Genomic DNA, 17,495 nt, shown 5'->3' on the forward strand with positions numbered 1-17,495 from the left:
TGCTGCCATGTTGCTCAACCTGTTCAACGAAATGCGCGCAGCCAAAGTGCCGGTGTCGGTGCGCGAGCTGCTCGACCTGATCAACGCGCTGAAACAGCGCGTGACCTTCGCCGACATGGACGAGTTCTATTACTTGTCGCGGGCGATTCTGGTGAAGGACGAACGCCATTTCGACAAGTTCGACCGGGCGTTCGGCGCCTACTTCAATGGCCTGGAAAAGCTCGACGATCACTTGCAGGCGCTGATTCCCGAAGACTGGCTGCGCAAGGAATTCGAGCGCTCACTGAGCGACGAAGAACGCGCACAGATCCAGTCCCTTGGCGGGCTGGACAAGCTGATTGAAGAGTTCAAGAAGCGCCTGGAAGAACAGAAGGAACGTCACGCCGGCGGCAACAAATGGATCGGCACCGGCGGCACCAGCCCGTTCGGTTCCGGCGGTTTCAACCCGGAAGGCATTCGCGTTGGCGATGCTGGCAAGCGTCAGGGCAAAGCGGTCAAGGTCTGGGATCAGCGCGAATACAAGAACCTCGACGATTCGGTGGAACTGGGCACGCGCAACATCAAGGTCGCTCTGCGCCGTCTGCGCAAGTTCGCTCGCCAGGGTGCGGCGGAAGAACTCGACATCGACGGCACCATCGACCACACCGCCAAGGATGCCGGCCTGCTGAACATCCAGATGCGCCCGGAACGGCGCAACACGGTGAAGCTGCTGCTGTTGTTCGACATCGGCGGCTCGATGGACGCGCACGTGAAGATCTGCGAGGAATTGTTTTCGGCCTGCAAGACCGAGTTCAAACATCTGGAGTATTTCTACTTCCACAACTTCATTTATGAATCAGTGTGGAAGAACAACATGCGCCGCACTTCCGAGCGCACTTCGACCCAGGATCTGCTGCACAAATACGGCGCCGACTACAAAGTGATCTTCATCGGTGACGCCGCGATGGCGCCGTACGAAATCACCCAGGCCGGTGGCAGCGTCGAGCACTGGAACGAAGAGCCGGGTTACGTGTGGATGCAGCGCTTCATGGAGAAATACAAAAAGCTTATCTGGATCAACCCGTATCCGAAGGACACGTGGGGCTATACCTCATCGACCAGCATCGTCCGCGATCTGATCGAGGATCAGATGTATCCGTTGACGTTGCGTGGGCTTGAGGAAGGGATGCGGTTTCTCTCCAAATAATCGTTAACCCGACGAACGCCTTCGCGAGCAGGCTCGCTCCCACATTGGAATGCTTTTACCTGTGGGAGCGAGCCTGCTCGCGAAGCTTTTAGCGATCTTTAAAGCGCTGCAAATACTCGACATGCTCGCGGTGCGCGGCGTCCTGCACCACCGGCCTCAATCTCACTTTCGTTCCCGGCAGACACTGCGCCAATCGCGCCAGTGCCAGCGGCGTCAACGCGCCCAGGCGCGGATACCCGCCAATCGTCTGGCGATCATTGAGCAACACAATCGGCTGTCCGTCCGGTGGCACTTGCACCGCACCGAGCGGAATCCCTTCGGAAATCATCGCCGCGCCCTGATAGTGCAACGTCGCGCCCAGCAGGCGGATGCCCATGCGGTCGGCGCGGCTGTCGATTGTCCAGGGGCTGTTGAAGACATCAAACAGACTTTGCCCGCTGAACAGGCCGATCTGTGCACCGATCACCAGATCCAGCGGTTCATCCGAGCGCAGGTCCGGTTGCTGCGTCTGTGGTACGTCACGCACCGGGCGGGGTTCGCCGTGATAACTCAGGATCGCTCCCTTTGTCAGCGGCACGCCCAGACCATCAAGCCCTCCGAGCTCTTCGCGCACGACCGTCGCGCAACTGCCCAACACGGACGGCGCGGCAAAACCGCCGGGAGCCGCCAGATAAGCCCGCGCGCCAAGCAAGGGTTGGGTAAAGCGCAACCTCTGACCTTTGTGCAACGTGAAACCGCGCCACGGCGCCAGCGCCTGTCCATCGATCTGCGCGCCGAGATCTGCCCCGGCCAGCGCCAGCAGGCAATCATCCTCAGCCACTACGGCAAAGCCGCCGAGGGTGATTTCAACCACCGCAGCATCCAGCTCATTGCCAAGCAGCCAATTGGCCCAGCTCATGGAACACCAATCCGCCGCGCCGCCCTGGGTCACGCCCAGATGCCGCACGCCAAACCGCCCGGCGTCCTGCAACAGGCACAGCGGCGTGCTGGCCTCGATCGTCAGTCGACTCATGCCAGCGCCTCCAATGGTGTGTCGTCGCCGCCCAGACGAACGAACTCGGCGTGATCGACCACCTCGAAGCGCACCGTGTCGCCCGGCTGCATCAGGCTGTAGCCGTCGCGATGACGATCGAAGAGTTTCGCCGGGGTGCGGCCGATCAGGTTCCAGCCACCGGGCGAGACCACTGGATAAGCGGCGGTCTGCCGCTCGGCGATGCCAACGCTGCCGGCAGCGACTTTTTTGCGTGGTGTGCTCAAGCGCGGCGCGGCGAGAATTTCTTCGACCAGGCCCATAAAGGCAAAGCCCGGGGCAAAGCCAAGGGCGAACACCTGATATTCCCGTGCGCTGTGCCGACGAATCACCTCCTCCACCGCGAGGCCGCTGCGTTCGGCCAGCAGGCTCAGTTCCGGGCCGACACGCAAGTCATACCAGACCGGCAAGACATGACACTGCCCAGCGCTTTGCGCATTTGGCGACAGGTCGACCAACGCCTCGGCGATCAATTCGCGCGCCTGCGCCGGACTCAACAGCGTCACGTCGTAATGCACCATCAACGTCGTATAGGACGGCACCAGATCGATCAGCTGCGCACCAAACACCGTGCGCAAGCGCTCGCTGGCGGCGAGCATCCACGGCATGTTGGCTTCGGCGATGTCATCGAACAGACGCAGCATCAGGCAATCCAGCGCCACCACTTCAACCCGTGGATTCATGACGCACTCGACTGTTGCAAGGCCTGGCGAATGCGCTGCACGGCGGCCACCGAACTGGCGTTGTCGCCGTGGACGCACAAGGTGTTGGCGCGCAGGATCAAGGCGCTGCCATCGCTGGCGCTGAGTTCGCCGCCATGGGCGATGGTCAGCGCTTGCTCGATGATTTTTTCGGCATCGTGATGCACGGCGCCCGGCAGTTGCCGGGAGACCAGCCGGCCGGCGCTGTCGTAGGTGCGATCGGCGAAAGCTTCAAACCACAGCGTCACGCCATATTCATCGCCGATCTGCTGCGCCGCAGCGTTGTCGCGGGTCGCCATCAGCATCAGCGGAAGATTGCGATCATAAGCGGCCACGGCCTGCACCACCGCACGCAATTGCGCAGGGTTGGCCATCATGTCGTTGTACATCGCGCCGTGGGGTTTGACGTAGCTGACCCGCCCGCCCTGCGCCCTGCAGATGCCGTCGAGGGCGCCGATCTGATAATGCAGGATGTCTTGCAGCTCCTGCGCGGAATAGGCCATGGAGCGCCGGCCGAATCCGACCAGATCCTGATAGGCCGGGTGCGCGCCAATCTGTACGCGGTGCTCAAGGGCCAGCGCCACGGTCTTGCGCATGATGCTCGGGTCGCCGGCATGGAAACCGCAGGCAACGTTGGCGCAATCGATGAAGGGCATGACCTCGGCATCCAGACCCATGGTCCAGCTGCCGAAGCTCTCGCCAATGTCGCAATTCAATAGCAGGCGGCTCACGGTGAACACTCCTGTAGCTGCTGGTCTTCTTATCTGTAGGACACTGCCCTGCAGGTTATCAGTTACTGCGCGTCGAGTTGCTTGCCACGGGTTTCCGGCAGGCTCAGCGCCGCCAGAATCACCACACCGTAGGACACCGCCGCGAAGGCACCGATGCCCATGCTCAGCGGGACTTTCTGGCTGAGCAGGCCGATCAACAGCGGGAACAACGCCGCCAGTGCGCGGCCGATGTTGTAGCAGAAACCCTGACCCGAGCCGCGAATCCGCGTGGGGAACAATTCAGTGAGAAACGCGCCCATGCCGCTGAAAATCCCCGAAGCGAAGAAGCCCAGCGGAAAGCCCAGCCACAGCATCACGCCATTGCTGACCGGCATCTGCGTGTACAGCAGAACGATGGTGAACGAGCCGACCGCGAACAAAATGAAATTCTTTTTTCGCCCGAGCAGGTCAGTCAGATAAGCGCTGATCACATAGCCGACGTAGGAACCGACGATCACCATCGCCAGATAACCACCGGTGCCGAGCACGCTCAACCCGCGCTCGTTCTTGAGGAAGGTCGGTAACCAAGAGGTGATTGCGTAGTAACCGCCCAGCGCGCCGGTAGTCAGCAAGGAGGCACGAAACGTGGTGAACAGCATGCCGGGGGCGAAAATCTCGTAGAACTTCGCCGGGTTGTCCGGGGTTTGCGCGGCTTTGGCTTCGCGATAGATTTCCGGATCTTTCACCAGACGGCGGACAAAAATCACGAATATTGCCGGCACGATGCCGAGGATGAACAGCGCCCGCCAGGCGTCTTCCGCTGGCAGCACCGAGAACAGCAGCGCATACAGAATCGCCGTCAGACCCCAGCCCAGCGCCCAGCCGGATTGCACCATGCCCACCGCTTTGCCGCGATCCCTGGCGCGGATCACTTCACCGATCAGCACTGCGCCAGCAGTCCATTCACCGCCGAAACCGAAGCCCATCAAGGTCCGGGCGATCAAAAGTTGTTCATAGTTTTGCGCGAAACCGCAAAGGAAAGTGAAGAAGGCGAACCACAGCACCGTCAGTTGCAGGGTGCGCACGCGGCCGATGCGGTCGGAGAGAATCCCGGCGACCCAGCCGCCGATCGCCGACGCGATCAGGGTGCTGGTGTGAATCAGCCCCGCTTCGCCAGTGGTGATGCCCCACATCGCGATCAGCGTCGGCACAACGAAGCTGAGCATCTGCGTGTCCATGCCGTCCAGACCGTAACCGATCTTGCAGCTCCAGAACGTGCGGCGTTCCTGCTGGTTGATGTTGCGGTACCAGTCGAATGGCCCGGGACGCGCCGCAGGCTTGGATAACGGGAGGGTGTCGGGAGCACTCATGGCAAATCTCCGCAGGGCTTTTATTGGTCTTGTTCGAAGCTCCGACGACGCCTATCGTGGGAACCGGATGCGCCGATTTTTCGTCGCCCTGCCCTGCGCCGTCCAACGAATAAAAACCCGCCTTAGGCATAAGAAAAATTTGTCAGCCGAGCCTTGCCCATGAACCTGAAGTTTCTCGAGACCTTTGTCTGGGTCGCGCGCCTGAAGAGTTTTCGCCTGACCGCCGACAAGCTGTTCACCACCCAGGCGTCGATTTCCAGCCGCATCGCCGTGCTCGAAGGCGAACTGGGGGTGAAGCTGTTCCTGCGCGATTCACGCGGCGTCAGCCTGACCCCGGAAGGCTTGAAGGTGCTCGATTACGCTGAACAGATGCTCGACACCATGGCGGCGCTGAAACAATCGATCGAGACCCGTTCGAGCAAGGTCGGCCGGGTGCGGATCGGCGTGATGGACACGGTGATTCATACCTGGCTGAGCCCGCTGGTGGCGCAGATGACCGATCTGTACCCACGAGTGGAAATCGAACTGGTCGCGGATACCGCACTGAATCTCTGTGATCAGCTGCAAAAAGGCTTCCTCGATCTGGTGCTGCAAACCGATCTGATCCGGCAGGAAAGCGTGCGCAGCCTGGAGCTGGCCAGCCATCCGCTGGGCTGGATCGTTGCCAGCAATTCGATCTACAACCGCAACTACGCCGACCTCGCCGAACTGGCACAGGAGCGGATCATCACCTACTCGAAAAACTCCCGACCGCATCAGGATATCGTCGCGCTGATGCAGGCCAACGGCGTCATGGCGCCACGTTTGAATTGCGTGAATTCGGTGTCAGCGATCACCCGCTTGTTGCGCGACGGCTTCGGTATCGGCGCGCTGCCGCCGGTGCTGGTGACCGAGGAGCTGGCGCGCGGCGAATTGATCGTGCTCGACATCGAGCAGCGGCCGGCGAATCTGCCGGTGGTGGTGTCCTGGCGGGTCGGAGTGGAGTGGGTCGAGGAGATAGTGACGTTATGTCAGGAGGTGCTGGCGGGGTATGCGGATAAAGTGGGCGACAGTTACATTGTCTTGAACGCCTGAAAGCAAAAGATCGCAGCCTTCGGCAGCTCCTACAGGTGTTCACATTCACCAAGGAGCTGCCGAAGGCTGCGATCTTTTGCTCTGAGGCCTTTAGAGGCCGCGCACGTCGCGGTCTTCGATCGGCCGGCTCTGGCGCAGACGGCGGCCGCCGAGTACTACCCAGTCGATCAGGCGGAACAGGCATTCGACGCCGAACGACAGCAGCAACGCCCCGCTCATGCCCCAGATCATTGCCTCTGGCGTCAGCAGGATCTGATAGCTGTAGCCATTCCAGGTTTCCTTGCGAATGTCCGAATCGGCGGCCAGGACCACTTGCAGGAAACGCACATACCACGGGCCTTGCATCGCCTGGAATTGTTTATCCAGCGCCACCTGACGAGTGAGCAAAGTGTTCAGGCTGTCGGCATCGCTGCGGAAAATCGGGTCTTCGCTGGCCCGGTAATGCGCGACCAGTGCTTGCATGTCGCCTTTGAAAAACTGATCGGCGGTGCCCTGGAAACCGCGCAGGCCGGTCTGCGCTTCGATCAAGTGCGCTTCGACTCGCTGGGCGTAATCGTTGATGAACCCCGGCACCTGCACACCGATCAACAGGCCCGCCGCAAACAACACCAGCCGTACATAACTGAGCAACATGGGTGCAAATCCTTATTCGGTCTTGCCCTGGCTGACGCATTCGCCGCGTCGCCACAGGCTCCATTGGCCCGGTTCGTAGCGGGTCCAGGTTTCGTTTTCGGTCAAAGGCTCGGTGGCGATCACCGTGACCACGTCGTTGGGCGTGGTTTCGGCCTGGAAGTCGACAATCACATCGACATCCTTGAGCCGTGCGGGGCCGAACGGTGCGCGCCGGGTGATCTGGGCCAGTTTGGTCGAGCAATAACAGAACAGCCAGTCGCCGTCGCTGAGCAGGCAATTGAATACACCTTTGCTGCGATATTCAGCGCAAGCGGCGACCAGATCCGGCAGCAGCACTTCGATATCGACCGGCTCGGGGAAGGCTGCACGCACGCGGTTGAGCAGATCGCAGAATGCCGCTTCGCTGTCGGTATCGCCGACCGGGCGGTAGAAACTCTTGATCGGGGTGAAGTCGGCGAGTTGGCCGTTGTGCGCGAAACACCAGTTGCGCCCCCACAGTTCGCGGACGAAGGGGTGGGTGTTGGACAGGCAGACCTTGCCGACGTTGGCCTGGCGAATGTGGCCGATGACCACTTCGCTCTTGATCGGATAACGCTGCACCAGATTGGCTACTTCCGACTCGCTGCTCGCTGCCGGGTCCTGGAACAGCCGCAAGCCCCGCCCTTCATAGAAGGCGATGCCCCAGCCGTCGCGATGCGGGCCGGTGCGGCCGCCGCGCTGCATCAGGCCGGTGAAGCTGAACACGATGTCGGTCGGCACGTTGGCACTCATGCCCAGTAATTCACACATGTGCGGACTCTCGGGTTACAGACGCGGCTCGACTCGCATGCGCTGCGGATTGTTCGGCACTGGCGGGCGGCCGTAGCGGTCGTCACCGGCGCCGCCGAATGGCTGATCGTCGTCGCGCTCTTCGGCGCGGGCCGCGGCTTTGGCGGCCTCGGCGCGTTCACGCCGCGCTGTCGAGGCGCGCTCGATCGGCATACGGATCAAGACGAAAACCAGATACACCCCGAAAGCGATCATGCCGTACATGAACAGATCGGAAACCGCACGCCAGGCGTTGTTGCCGACCTTGAACAGCATGTCCAGGGCGGTGATGGCGATGGCCGGTGCAACTTTGGCTTTCACCGGATCGACGATGGTCGGGCTGAACAGCAACACCGCCATCAGCACACGCAGCGGCTCGCGCAGCCAGCGCCACATCCAGGTGGTCAGGCGCATCCATACCAGCAGGCAGCCCACGGCGGCAAAGGCGTAGAGGCCCCAGGCGATCAGATAGTCGTTCTCGGTCATGGTGTCCATGGCAAGGCAGGCAAAGAGGCGCTTATAGTAACGACTTTTCGCCCATGCGGCTTGTCCCAATACCAGACGGCCAGCAGCCGCCCCTGTGGGAGCGAGCCTGCTCGCGAATACGGACTGTCAGTTGCAACAGCGTTGCCTGACACACCGCTTTCGCGAGCAGGCTCGCTCCCACAAGGGCTGCGGCGCTTTCAAGACCTGCGAAAAACCCAATTCCGAATATTGTCCGAGAGCCTTCCATGCCCCAATCCGCCAATGTTATCCCAGCCCCGATTGCCCAGCGGGCGCCCGGCGCCGACCCGTATGCCTGGCTGCAGGAGCGCGACACCGACGCGGTGCTCGACTATCTCAAGGCTGAAAACGCTTATCAGGAAGCGCAAACCGCCGATCAGGCCGAGCTGCGTGAAAGCCTGTTCAACGAGATCAAGGGCCGGATTCTCGAGACCGACCTGTCGCTGCCCTCGCCCTGGGGCCCGTATCTGTATTACACGCGCACCACCGCCGGTGACGAATACGCCCGGCACTACCGCTGCCCGCGTCCGGCCGACGACAGCCTGACGCTCGACGAAAGCCGCGAACAGCTACTGCTCGATCCGAACGCGCTGGCCAATGGCGGTTTCTTCTCGCTGGGCGCATTCAGCATCAGCCCCGACCACCAGCGTCTGGCCTACAGCGTCGATGCCTCGGGCGACGAGATCTACACGCTGTTCGTCAAGGAGCTGTCCAACGACAAGGTCAGCGAACTGGAATTCGAGGATTGCGACGGCAGCATGACCTGGGCCAACGACAGCCTGACCCTGTTTTTCGGTGTGCTCGACGACACCCATCGCCCGCATAAACTGTTCCGCTATCGCCTCGATGGCACTGCCGCCGAAGAGGTTTTTCACGAGCCGGACGGGCGGTTCTTCCTGCATTGCTACCGCGCCAGCTCCGAGCAGCAATTGCTGCTGTCGCTGGGCAGCAAGACCACCAGCGAAGTCTGGGCGCTGGACGCCAATCAGCCGCATCTGCCATTCAGCTGCCTGGCGCCACGGGTCGAAGATCACGAATACGACGTCGACCACGGCCTGCTCGATGGCGTCTGGACCTGGTTCATCCGCACCAACCGCGACGGCATCAACTTCGCCCTGTATCAGGCCCCGGACACTGGCGTGCCGCCAAGCGAGGCCGACTGGCAGAACCTGATCCCGCACAACGATGATGTGATGCTCGACGGCGTCAGCCTCAACGCAGAGGCGATGACCTTGAGCCTGCGCGAAGGTGGCCTGCCGATCATTGAGGTTCACCCGCAGGGCCAGGCGTCGTATCGCGTGCAATTGCCCGATGCGGCCTACAGCCTCCATGTGCAAAACAGCCTGGAATTCGAGAGCGATCGCATTCGTTTGCGCTACGAAGCGTTGAATCGCCCGGCTCAGGTGCGCCAGTTGATTCTCGCCAGCGGCGAGCAAACGGTGCTCAAGGAAACCCCGGTACTCGGCCAATTTGATGCCGACGCCTATGTCAGCCAACGTCTATGGGCCACCGCCCCGGACGGCACGCAGGTGCCGATCAGTCTGGTGATGAAGCGCGAGATGGTGGGCAAACCCGTGCCGCTGTATCTGTACGGTTACGGTGCCTACGGCTCCAGTCTCGATCCGTGGTTTTCCCACGCGCGCCTGAGCCTGCTCGATCGCGGCATGGCCTTCGCCATCGCCCACGTACGCGGCGGCGGCGAGCTGGGCGAAGCCTGGTATCGCGCCGGCAAGCAGGAACACAAACACAACACCTTCAGCGACTTCATCGCCTGCGCTGAGTTTTTGATCCTCAACGGCATCACCACGGCGGATAAACTGGCGATCAGCGGCGGCAGCGCCGGTGGTTTATTGATCGGCGCGGTGCTCAATCAGCGTCCGGACCTGTTCGGCGTGGCGATTGCCGAAGTGCCGTTCGTCGACGTGCTCAACACCATGCTCGACCCCGAACTGCCGCTGACCGTCACCGAATACGACGAATGGGGCAACCCGGAAGAACCGGACGTCTATGATCGGATAAAGGCTTACGCGCCGTACGAAAACGTCACCGCGCAGGCTTATCCGCCGCTGCTGGTGATCGCCGGCTACAACGACAGCCGCGTGCAGTATTGGGAAGCAGCCAAGTGGGTAGCGAAATTGCGCGCAACCAAGACCGACGACAACGTCCTGCTGCTCAAGACCGAACTGGGCGCCGGGCATGGCGGCATGAGCGGGCGCTATCAGGGATTACGTGACGTAGCACTCGAATATGCGTTTGTGTTCAAGGTTTTGGGAATTGCCTGAGGAACTCTGCGGGTGGCTTGGGTCTTAACAGCAGACCGCGCAGGCCGATACACCGGAAATGTCCCTGTGGGAGCGAGCCTGCTCGCGAATGCGATCTGTCATTCACATCATCGATGTCAGACCAACCGCTTTCGCGAGCAGGCTCGCTCCCACAGGGGATGGGTGTAAACCTTGAAATGTGAAAACAAAAAGACCGCATCGACATGTCCGAACCGACCTTCCTGAACAACGAAATTCGCGACTGGCTGATGGACTGTGGCCTGTTCGATCAATTGCAGCTGGCCGACTTTGCGGCCGCTTCCGGTTACTTCAGCATCAGCACCGTGGCTGAAGGCGAGGCGATTTTTCGTGAGGGCGATGCCGGCAGTTTCATGTGCATCATCCACACCGGCCAGGTCGCCGTGCAGAAGACCGGCGTCGACGGCCAGGTGATCACCATGGCCACCCTGCGCAGCGGCCGCGCCTTCGGTGAAATGGCCGTGCTCGATGGCGAGCGCCGTTCGGCCACCTGCATCGCTGCGAGCAATTGTCAGTTGCTCAACCTTGGCAAGGACTCGCTGGAAAAAATGCTCAACGACGCACCGAAAATCGCCGCGAAGATCATCCGCGCCCTCGCCGTCTCGCTGTCCAAACGCCTGCGCATGGCCGACGGCCAACTCGCCGCGCAACAGGTCTAACCGCCGGGGGATTTGACCTTGGTGCCGTTCGGCTCGATGCCCGGCACCGGTTGATCCTTGCTCGGCGGGCTGGGCATTTCGATCGGCACCAGCGGCGGGCTGCCGCTGCCGGCGCCCGACTTGGGCAGGGTGATCGGGGTGATTTGCGGATACGGTGTCGGCGTCGCGGTGCCGGGCGAGCCGGGTTGCGGCGTCGGGCTGACCGGAACGCTCTGCTGGGCCTGCACCGCAGTAATCGCGAGCGCGGCCAGGGTAATGACCGTTAGAATGGTGCGCTTCATCAAGGGCTCCGTTTGGCTTCTAGTCTGTGCTCAGGCTACTCCCAACGCGCCTGCTTGCCTTCCCCCTTGTAGAGATTTCCATGAAACGTTTCGTTCTGCTCGACACCACCCCGATCCCTGAAAACGGCGGTGCCCTGTGCCTGTTCGAGTATGGCGAGGACTTCGTCATCAAGATCCAGGGTGGCGACGGCGGGCAGTTGATGAACACGCGCATGCACGGTTCTGAAGATGCGCTGGCCGAGATTCCCTGCCGCAAGGTCGCTGGCCGGCCGAATTCGCGGGTGTTGATCGGCGGCCTGGGCATGGGTTTCACCCTCGCCTCGGCACTCAAGCATCTGGGCAAGTCCGCCGAAGTGGTGGTCGCCGAGCTGGTGCCGGGCGTGGTCGAGTGGAATCGCGGCCCGCTCGGGGAAAAGTCCGGCCGGCCATTGCTCGATCCGCGCACGGTGATCCGTATGGAAGACGTGGCCAACGTGCTGCAAAGCGAGCCGATCGGTTTCGACGCGATCATGCTCGACGTCGACAACGGTCCCGAAGGCCTGACCCAGAAGGCCAACAGCTGGCTGTACTCCGCCGCTGGTCTGAATGCCTGCGCCAAAGCGCTGCGCCCCAAAGGCGTGCTGGCCGTGTGGTCGGCCAGCGCCGACCGGCAGTTTTCCGACAAATTGAAGAAGGCCGGGTTCAAGGCCGAAGAAGTCCAGGTCTTCGCCCACGGCAACAAGGGCACCCGCCATACGATCTGGATTGCCGAGAAGCTCAAGGGCTGAGCTAAACTCTGCGCATAACCGTCATCAGTCTTTTACAAAGGTGAACCCATGAGTTCGTCCACCCCCACCAACACGTCGAAGCTGGACCGCATCCTCGCCGACAACCAGCGCGACAAGGAAATGGGCTACCGCGACAAGGCCCTGAAGATGTACCCGCACGTCTGCGGCCGCTGCGCCCGTGAGTTTTCCGGCAAGCGCCTGAGCGAACTGACCGTGCACCACCGCGACCACAACCACGACAACAACCCGCAGGACGGCTCGAACTGGGAACTGCTGTGCCTGTATTGCCACGACAACGAACACTCGCGCTATACCGACCAGCAGTATTTCGGCGACGGCTCGCTGAGCACACCGAAGATCGCCAAGGCCACGCATAACCCGTTTGCAGCCCTGGCTGGCCTGATGAAAAAAGAAGATTAAAAGCAAAAGATCGCAGCCTTCGGCAGCTCCTACACGGTGTACGCCTTTCAACTGTAGGAGCTGCCGAAGGCTGCGATCTTTTGATCTTATCCCCGTATAATCGCCCTCTTTTTCCCGAAGGCACCCCGCTCGTGGCAGACAAACGGTACAGCTGCATTGGTTTGTATAACCCCAAATCACCGGAAAACGTCGGTTCGGTGATGCGCGCCGCAGGCTGTTATGGCGTGGCGTCGGTGTTCTACACCGGCAAGCGTTATGAACGCGCCGCCGATTTCGTCACCGACACCAAACGCGTGCACTACGACATCCCGTTGATCGGCATCGACGACCTGAAAAAAATCCTTCCGCTCAACTGCGTGCCCGTCGCTGTGGAACTGGTCGAAGGCGCCCGCCCATTGCCTGAGTACACCCACCCGGATCGCGCCCTGTACATCTTCGGCCCGGAAGACGGTTCGCTGGATAAAGAGATCCGCGACTGGTGCGAAGACGTCGTGTACATCCCGACCACCGGCTGCATGAACCTCGCCGCCACGGTCAACGTCGTGCTCTACGATCGCATGGCCAAAGGCTTGAACACCCGCTCCGGGCCGAAATTCCGCTGAAGCGTCGCACATTCGATGGAACAAGCTGACCGCCCCGGCAGTCAGCTTATCTATCAATCGCACCCTGCCTGGAGATAGATCATGAGCGAGCTCAAACGCGTAGAACGCATCGAATCCACCCCGTTCCAGTCGCCTTCGCACAAGAACGTGCATGGCTGGGAGCGCGTCGGCTCGTTGACCGGCGGCGTGCTGATGGTCGGCAAGGGCCTGCGCCGTGGCGGCGTGTTCGGCCTGATTCAAGTGGCGCTCGGCGGCATGGCCGTGGCCCGTGGCATTACCGGGCACTGCTCGGCGAAAAGCCTGCTGGAAAAAGGCCGTCAGGACATGAGCAACGTACGGGCGAAGATCGAACGCGCCGGGGAAGAACTGAACAAGCTGAAGACCAACGCCGAAGTGGCCACCGAAACGGCGACGGTTACCGGCAATGATTCGCTGACCTCACCGAAAGCCGGCGTCTGAGGCTTTAAAGCAAAAGATCGCAGCCTGCGGCAGCTCCTACGCGGAATCACGTTTTCCATTGTAGGAGCTGCCGCAGGCTGCGATCTTTTGATCTTTACGGGTTCAACAACCCACTACCTCATCAGCCCGCGCGAAAAATCAGATGATCTTCCCAGTCATCCTCCGGCACGCTGCCTTCGGCGAGCATGCGCCCGGATTGGGAAATCCGCTCATGGTGCACCGCGTCGCGATCGCCACACACCAGGTGATGCCATAACGGCAGATCCTTGCCCTCGCTGACCAGACGATAACCGCAGGTCGGCGGCAGCCATTTGAATTCTTCCGCCTGACCCGGCGTTAGCTGGATGCAGTCAGGCACAAACTTGATCCTGCTTGGGTAGTCGCTGCACTGGCAGGTTTTCAAATCCAGCAGTTTGCAGGCGATGCGCGTGTAATAGACGCTGTTGTCTTCCTCATCCTCAAGCTTTTGCAGACAGCACAAACCGCAGCCGTCGCACAGCGATTCCCATTCCTCGTGATCGAGTTGATCGAGGGTTTTGCGTTTCCAGAACGGTTCGACTATGGCGGCCATGGTTCAAGCATCAACATCAGGGTGGTGAAAAGGCCGCCAGTCTAGTGCCAGTGAGCGCGAGGGCCAAGCGCTGGCGACTGTCGGTAAATCCACTTGTCAGCCCCAGCGCCGCCCAGTAGGGTTTTGCAGCGAACTTCTTACCCATCCGTTGCAAGGAATCCGTGCATGAGTGCCACCCCTCGCGTTGCCGATTACGCCATTCACCCGCAGTTCACTGACCGCTGGTCGCCGCGCGCCTTCACCGGCGAAGCGATTGCTGAAGAGACCCTGCTGAGTTTCTTCGAAGCCGCGCGCTGGGCGCCGTCGGCGTATAACTCGCAACCGTGGCGCTTCCTCTATGCACGTCGCGATACGCCGAACTGGGAGCGTTATCTGGGCCTGCTCAACGAATTCAACCGCAGCTGGGCGCAACATGCTTCGGCGCTGGTGATCGTTATTTCCAAGACCACGTTCACTGCGCCGGGTGCGGCGGAAGAATCCCCAGCGCTGTGGCACACCTTCGATACCGGTTCGGCCTGGGGCCATCTGGCCCTGCAAGCAAGCCTCAGCGGCTGGCACACCCATGGCATGGCCGGCTTCGATCAGGAATTGACCCGCAAGGAACTGAACATTCCTGAGGAATACGCCCTGCATGCAGCGGTGGCGGTGGGCAAGCTCGGTGACAAGGCCACCCTGGCCGAGTACCTGCAAGCCCGCGAAACGCCGAGCCCGCGTCGTCCGCTGAGCGAGCTGGTGGCCGAGGGCGATTTCACCCTCTAAAAAGCAAAAGATCGCAGCCTTCGGCAGCTCCTACATCTGGAATGCATTCCCCTGTAGGAGCTGCCGAAGGCTGCGATCTTTTGATGACAGCTCAATATCCGCGGTTGAAATCCACTTCCCCGCGCAACGCCTCTCCCGCCTCGTACGCCTTCAGATTTTCGACAAACAAATCCACCATCAGCGCCGGCGACGTTGGTGCCGAGCTGTGTCCGGTCAGCAGCAAGCCCCAGGCGGTCCAGAACGGATGGCGTTGCGGCAATGGTTCCTGACGGCAGACGTCGATTACCGCGCCGGCCAGGTGCCCTTCTTTCAAGGCCTCGACCAGATCGGCATCGACCACCGCCACACCGCGGCCGGCATTGATGAACAAGCCGGTCGGCTTGAATTGCTTGAACAGCGCAGCGTCGTAGATATCGTGGGTGTGTTCAGTGTTCGGCAGCAGATTGACCACGTAGTCCACCTCGCCCACCAGTCGCGGCAGATCGGCCAGCGCGCCGACTTCGACAAACGGCGCCTGTTCGCGGGCACTGCTGGCGATGCCGTACAGCTCGACGCCGAACGGCAGGAGAAATTGCGCGACACTCTGGCCGATGTCACCGGTGCCGACGATCAGCACCTTGCGCCCGACCAGACTCTGGCCGCTGCGGTTGTCCCACTTGCGCTCGACCTGGCTGACCAGCCGCGCCAGCACTTCGCGCTCATGGCCGAGGATGTAGGTCAAAACGTATTCGGCCATGACCTGACCAAAAATCCCCACGGCGCGGGTCAGGCGATAATCGCGGCGCAAGCCGTCGGCGAGCAGCGGCGTGATGCCGGCCCAGGTCGATTGCAGCCATTGCGGTTGGTGGCCTTGGCGCAACAGGGTCGCCAGCAGATCAGGCTGGCCCAGCCACACCGGGCAATCGGCGGCCTGACGCGCCAGTTCGGCGGAGTCGCCGCTGGTCAGGACTTCCAGTTCAGGCAGCGCCTGACGCAGCAGGCGGGCGTATATCGCGTGGTCGTGTTCAGCAATCAGAACGCGCATCTTCAAACCTTTCGCAAACCGTGCAGACGGCCGCCGGGTACGGGCCGGCCATCGCGGTAAAAACAGTTCCAGGGTTAACCGAGGCCCAGGACAGGGCCTCGCGGATCAGACCGGGTCGTTGCGTCGCAGCAACTCTTCGGGCAAGTGCTCGATGTACTCGTCCTCGGCCGGCGGCATCTGCAGGTGATAGCCCTGCTTTTCGAGGTTTTCCAGGACCACGACGATGTCTTCGCCGGCCAGCTTGCGCTGGGGCGACAGCACCAGATCGAAGGAATGCTTCGCTTTGCCGAAAGCCGTCATCAGCGCTTCCGGCACGCGCTCGAGTGCATCACTCTTGAGCACATACAGATACATGCCGCTGCGCTTGGAGCTTTGGTAGATGGAGCAAATACGTTTCAAGGCTGTTCTCCGGCGGTGGCCAGGCTGTCGAGCAGCTTCTGACCGAGCAATTCGCGGCGCCAGCCACGCAACGAATCGGGCAATTGGTAAGGCCCCTCGGGGTAGCCGCTTTTGACCAGGGCTTCGAGGGTTTTCTTGCGCAGCATGAGTTCCGGGGCGATCCCGAGGCGTTCGGCCTCGGCCTGACCCAACGCGCGCAGTTGCTTGATCAGCGCAGCGGCTTCGATCGGCAACGGCTCCGGCACGGCCGGCGGCCATTGATCAGGCCCCACACTGCCAGAGCGCTTGATCAGATCAAGCAGAAACTGACCATCCTGACGCACGGTACGCGGGTGCATGTCTTCGATCTTGCCCAGCGCCGCGAGGTTATCCGGCTGCGTGCGGGCCAAGGGCCACAGCGAGTGTTCACGGACAATGCGGTTACGCGGCAAGTCGCGGGCGCGGGCTTCTTTTTCGCGCCAGGCGCACAGTTCACGCAACACGGCGAGTTGCGCACGGGACAACTTCCACGCAAGTTTCGCTTCGCGATAGACCTCGTACGGATCGGTTTCGCGGCGCAGATTGGCGACCAGTTCGGCGCCATCCTCGAGGACCCAGGCGAACTTGTCGTCGGACAGCTTGGGGCGAAGTTCGACGAACACTTCGGCCAGATGCACGGCGTCTTCGGCGGCGTAGCTGATCTGGGTTTCGGACAGCGGACGCTGCAACCAGTCAGAGCGGGTTTCGCCCTTGGGCAGGTCGATGCCGAGCACCTCCTGCACCAATCGCGAATAGCCCATCGAGAAGCCGAGGTTCAGGTAGGCGGCGGCCAGTTGCGTGTCGAACAGCGGCGCCGGGAGGCTGCCGGTCAGGCGCAGCAGCACTTCAAGATCTTCGCTGCAGGCGTGCAGAACTTTCAGTACCGCCGGGTTTTCCAGCAATGCGGCGAGCGGTTGCCAGGCGTTGATGGTCAGCGGATCGATCAGGTAGGCGCGTTTGCCGTCGCCAATCTGCAACAGGCCGGCAATCGGGTAGAAGGTGTCGACCCGCATGAATTCGGTGTCGAGGGCAACGAACGGCAGTTGCTGCCACTCGGCGCAAAACTGCGCGAGGCTTTCGTTGTCGCGAATCCAGTGAATATCGATAGCCACACGGCTCTCCCTTGAAGAATGGCGCGCAGTATATATCGCCACCGACGATTTACGCGCCTTTGAAGGGCAAGAGCTGTAAGGAAATGTCTTGCCTGTCAGCAAGAATAGT

The 17,495-nt window shown here is 61.3% G+C and carries 21 protein-coding genes; 9 read left to right on the forward strand and 12 right to left on the reverse strand.

All coding sequences use genetic code 11. The features are described 5' to 3' along the window. Positions 1 to 7: 7 nt before the first annotated feature. A complete protein-coding gene (locus GXB78_RS16130) occupies positions 8 to 1,186 on the forward strand; it encodes a vWA domain-containing protein (protein ID WP_329516086.1) in 1,179 nt (392 codons plus the stop codon). An 88-nt stretch (positions 1,187 to 1,274) separates the two neighbouring features. Here GXB78_RS16130 and GXB78_RS16135 read toward each other — a convergent pair whose 3' ends face one another. From GXB78_RS16135 to GXB78_RS16150, 4 genes are all read right to left on the reverse strand, one after another. Next, entirely contained in the window at positions 1,275 to 2,198 is a 924-nt protein-coding gene (locus GXB78_RS16135; protein ID WP_329516087.1) for a 5-oxoprolinase subunit C family protein, read from the reverse strand. After that, positions 2,195 to 2,899 carry a 5-oxoprolinase subunit PxpB gene (gene pxpB / locus GXB78_RS16140; protein ID WP_329516088.1) on the reverse strand — a complete coding sequence of 235 codons (705 nt, stop codon included), beginning with the start codon at positions 2,897 to 2,899 and terminating at the stop codon, positions 2,195 to 2,197. Before pxpB ends, GXB78_RS16135 begins: the two co-directional genes overlap by 4 nt. Further along, the gene (locus GXB78_RS16145) at positions 2,896 to 3,648 is read right to left on the reverse strand and encodes a 5-oxoprolinase subunit PxpA (protein WP_329516089.1); all 753 of its coding nucleotides are present in this window, start codon (positions 3,646 to 3,648) and stop codon (positions 2,896 to 2,898) included. The genes pxpB and GXB78_RS16145 overlap by 4 nt, the downstream gene beginning before the upstream one ends. Before the next feature lie 62 nt (positions 3,649 to 3,710). Continuing rightward, the gene (locus GXB78_RS16150; RefSeq protein ID WP_329516090.1) at positions 3,711 to 4,997 is read right to left on the reverse strand and encodes an MFS transporter; all 1,287 of its coding nucleotides are present in this window, start codon (positions 4,995 to 4,997) and stop codon (positions 3,711 to 3,713) included. A 159-nt stretch (positions 4,998 to 5,156) separates the two neighbouring features. On the opposite strand from GXB78_RS16150, the gene GXB78_RS16155 reads away from it, so the two are divergent. Beyond that, positions 5,157 to 6,071: a LysR family transcriptional regulator gene (locus tag GXB78_RS16155; protein ID WP_329516091.1), complete on the forward strand. Its 915-nt coding sequence runs from the start codon at positions 5,157 to 5,159 to the stop codon at positions 6,069 to 6,071. Between the two features lie 90 nt (positions 6,072 to 6,161). On the opposite strand, the gene GXB78_RS16160 is transcribed toward GXB78_RS16155, so the two are convergent. The 3 genes from GXB78_RS16160 to GXB78_RS16170 are packed head-to-tail and all read right to left on the reverse strand — an operon-like array spanning position 6,162 to position 8,006. Then, the gene (locus GXB78_RS16160; RefSeq protein WP_329516092.1) at positions 6,162 to 6,704 is read right to left on the reverse strand and encodes a DUF2937 family protein; all 543 of its coding nucleotides are present in this window, start codon (positions 6,702 to 6,704) and stop codon (positions 6,162 to 6,164) included. Between the two features lie 12 nt (positions 6,705 to 6,716). Then, the gene (locus tag GXB78_RS16165) at positions 6,717 to 7,493 is read right to left on the reverse strand and encodes a class II glutamine amidotransferase (RefSeq protein WP_024012022.1); all 777 of its coding nucleotides are present in this window, start codon (positions 7,491 to 7,493) and stop codon (positions 6,717 to 6,719) included. 15 nt (positions 7,494 to 7,508) lie between these two features. Then, entirely contained in the window at positions 7,509 to 8,006 is a 498-nt protein-coding gene (locus GXB78_RS16170) for an MFS transporter (protein WP_329516093.1), read from the reverse strand. Between the two features lie 236 nt (positions 8,007 to 8,242). Between GXB78_RS16170 and GXB78_RS16175 the strand changes: the two genes are divergently transcribed. Beyond that, on the forward strand, positions 8,243 to 10,297 hold the full coding sequence (locus tag GXB78_RS16175; RefSeq protein ID WP_329516094.1) for a S9 family peptidase: 2,055 nt from the start codon (positions 8,243 to 8,245) through the stop codon (positions 10,295 to 10,297). 203 nt (positions 10,298 to 10,500) lie between these two features. Beyond that, complete coding sequence (locus tag GXB78_RS16180) at positions 10,501 to 10,974, forward strand: cyclic nucleotide-binding domain-containing protein (RefSeq protein ID WP_042607432.1); 474 nt, start codon at positions 10,501 to 10,503, stop codon at positions 10,972 to 10,974. Here the strand turns inward: GXB78_RS16180 and GXB78_RS16185 are convergent. Next, on the reverse strand, positions 10,971 to 11,255 hold the full coding sequence (locus GXB78_RS16185; RefSeq protein WP_329516095.1) for a hypothetical protein: 285 nt from the start codon (positions 11,253 to 11,255) through the stop codon (positions 10,971 to 10,973). The two genes, GXB78_RS16180 and GXB78_RS16185, sit on opposite strands and share 4 nt — an antisense overlap. Before the next feature lie 80 nt (positions 11,256 to 11,335). Here GXB78_RS16185 and GXB78_RS16190 point away from each other — a divergent pair, with 80 nt between their 5' ends. The 4 genes from GXB78_RS16190 (at position 11,336) to GXB78_RS16205 (ending at position 13,503) form a co-directional block, all read left to right on the forward strand. Then, on the forward strand, positions 11,336 to 12,022 hold the full coding sequence (locus tag GXB78_RS16190) for a spermidine synthase (RefSeq protein ID WP_329516096.1): 687 nt from the start codon (positions 11,336 to 11,338) through the stop codon (positions 12,020 to 12,022). Positions 12,023 to 12,070: 48 nt separating this feature from the next. Then, positions 12,071 to 12,442: a YajD family HNH nuclease gene (locus GXB78_RS16195; protein WP_003222612.1), complete on the forward strand. Its 372-nt coding sequence runs from the start codon at positions 12,071 to 12,073 to the stop codon at positions 12,440 to 12,442. A gap of 131 nt (positions 12,443 to 12,573) precedes the next feature. Continuing rightward, entirely contained in the window at positions 12,574 to 13,044 is a 471-nt protein-coding gene (locus GXB78_RS16200; RefSeq protein ID WP_007911337.1) for an RNA methyltransferase, read from the forward strand. Between the two features lie 81 nt (positions 13,045 to 13,125). Continuing rightward, positions 13,126 to 13,503: a YgaP family membrane protein gene (locus GXB78_RS16205; RefSeq protein WP_133335271.1), complete on the forward strand. Its 378-nt coding sequence runs from the start codon at positions 13,126 to 13,128 to the stop codon at positions 13,501 to 13,503. A 121-nt stretch (positions 13,504 to 13,624) separates the two neighbouring features. On the opposite strand, the gene GXB78_RS16210 is transcribed toward GXB78_RS16205, so the two are convergent. Then, positions 13,625 to 14,074, reverse strand: coding sequence for a YcgN family cysteine cluster protein (locus GXB78_RS16210; RefSeq protein WP_329516098.1), 450 nt, complete (start codon positions 14,072 to 14,074; stop codon positions 13,625 to 13,627). Positions 14,075 to 14,239: 165 nt separating this feature from the next. On the opposite strand from GXB78_RS16210, the gene GXB78_RS16215 reads away from it, so the two are divergent. Next, the gene (locus GXB78_RS16215; protein WP_329516099.1) at positions 14,240 to 14,833 is read left to right on the forward strand and encodes a nitroreductase family protein; all 594 of its coding nucleotides are present in this window, start codon (positions 14,240 to 14,242) and stop codon (positions 14,831 to 14,833) included. 91 nt (positions 14,834 to 14,924) lie between these two features. On the opposite strand, the gene GXB78_RS16220 is transcribed toward GXB78_RS16215, so the two are convergent. From GXB78_RS16220 to rnd, 3 genes are all read right to left on the reverse strand, one after another. Then, positions 14,925 to 15,857, reverse strand: a complete 933-nt coding sequence (locus GXB78_RS16220) for a D-2-hydroxyacid dehydrogenase (protein ID WP_329516100.1) — start codon at positions 15,855 to 15,857, stop codon at positions 14,925 to 14,927. A 105-nt stretch (positions 15,858 to 15,962) separates the two neighbouring features. Next, on the reverse strand, positions 15,963 to 16,256 hold the full coding sequence (locus GXB78_RS16225; RefSeq protein ID WP_329516101.1) for a YcgL domain-containing protein: 294 nt from the start codon (positions 16,254 to 16,256) through the stop codon (positions 15,963 to 15,965). After that, on the reverse strand, positions 16,253 to 17,386 hold the full coding sequence (gene rnd / locus GXB78_RS16230) for a ribonuclease D (RefSeq protein WP_329516102.1): 1,134 nt from the start codon (positions 17,384 to 17,386) through the stop codon (positions 16,253 to 16,255). Before rnd ends, GXB78_RS16225 begins: the two co-directional genes overlap by 4 nt. Positions 17,387 to 17,495 lie beyond the last annotated feature (109 nt).

This window comes from Pseudomonas moraviensis subsp. stanleyae, assembly GCF_036283065.1.
Taxonomy (GTDB): Bacteria; Pseudomonadota; Gammaproteobacteria; order Pseudomonadales; family Pseudomonadaceae; genus Aquipseudomonas; species Aquipseudomonas stanleyae.

Bases quoted from the DNA above. Each gene is read 5' to 3' on its own strand.
- GXB78_RS16130 (WP_329516086.1), top strand. From the start codon at position 8: ATGTTGCTCAACCTGTTCAACGAAATGCGCGCAGCCAAAGTGCCGGTG.
- GXB78_RS16135 (WP_329516087.1), bottom strand. From the start codon at position 2,198: ATGAGTCGACTGACGATCGAGGCCAGCACGCCGCTGTGCCTGTTGCAG.
- pxpB (WP_329516088.1), bottom strand. From the start codon at position 2,899: ATGAATCCACGGGTTGAAGTGGTGGCGCTGGATTGCCTGATGCTGCGT.
- GXB78_RS16150 (WP_329516090.1), bottom strand. From the start codon at position 4,997: ATGAGTGCTCCCGACACCCTCCCGTTATCCAAGCCTGCGGCGCGTCCC.
- GXB78_RS16155 (WP_329516091.1), top strand. From the start codon at position 5,157: ATGAACCTGAAGTTTCTCGAGACCTTTGTCTGGGTCGCGCGCCTGAAG.
- GXB78_RS16160 (WP_329516092.1), bottom strand. From the start codon at position 6,704: ATGTTGCTCAGTTATGTACGGCTGGTGTTGTTTGCGGCGGGCCTGTTG.
- GXB78_RS16165 (WP_024012022.1), bottom strand. From the start codon at position 7,493: ATGTGTGAATTACTGGGCATGAGTGCCAACGTGCCGACCGACATCGTG.
- GXB78_RS16170 (WP_329516093.1), bottom strand. From the start codon at position 8,006: ATGGACACCATGACCGAGAACGACTATCTGATCGCCTGGGGCCTCTAC.
- GXB78_RS16175 (WP_329516094.1), top strand. From the start codon at position 8,243: ATGCCCCAATCCGCCAATGTTATCCCAGCCCCGATTGCCCAGCGGGCG.
- GXB78_RS16180 (WP_042607432.1), top strand. From the start codon at position 10,501: ATGTCCGAACCGACCTTCCTGAACAACGAAATTCGCGACTGGCTGATG.
- GXB78_RS16185 (WP_329516095.1), bottom strand. From the start codon at position 11,255: ATGAAGCGCACCATTCTAACGGTCATTACCCTGGCCGCGCTCGCGATT.
- GXB78_RS16190 (WP_329516096.1), top strand. From the start codon at position 11,336: ATGAAACGTTTCGTTCTGCTCGACACCACCCCGATCCCTGAAAACGGC.
- GXB78_RS16195 (WP_003222612.1), top strand. From the start codon at position 12,071: ATGAGTTCGTCCACCCCCACCAACACGTCGAAGCTGGACCGCATCCTC.
- GXB78_RS16205 (WP_133335271.1), top strand. From the start codon at position 13,126: ATGAGCGAGCTCAAACGCGTAGAACGCATCGAATCCACCCCGTTCCAG.
- GXB78_RS16210 (WP_329516098.1), bottom strand. From the start codon at position 14,074: ATGGCCGCCATAGTCGAACCGTTCTGGAAACGCAAAACCCTCGATCAA.
- GXB78_RS16215 (WP_329516099.1), top strand. From the start codon at position 14,240: ATGAGTGCCACCCCTCGCGTTGCCGATTACGCCATTCACCCGCAGTTC.
- GXB78_RS16220 (WP_329516100.1), bottom strand. From the start codon at position 15,857: ATGCGCGTTCTGATTGCTGAACACGACCACGCGATATACGCCCGCCTG.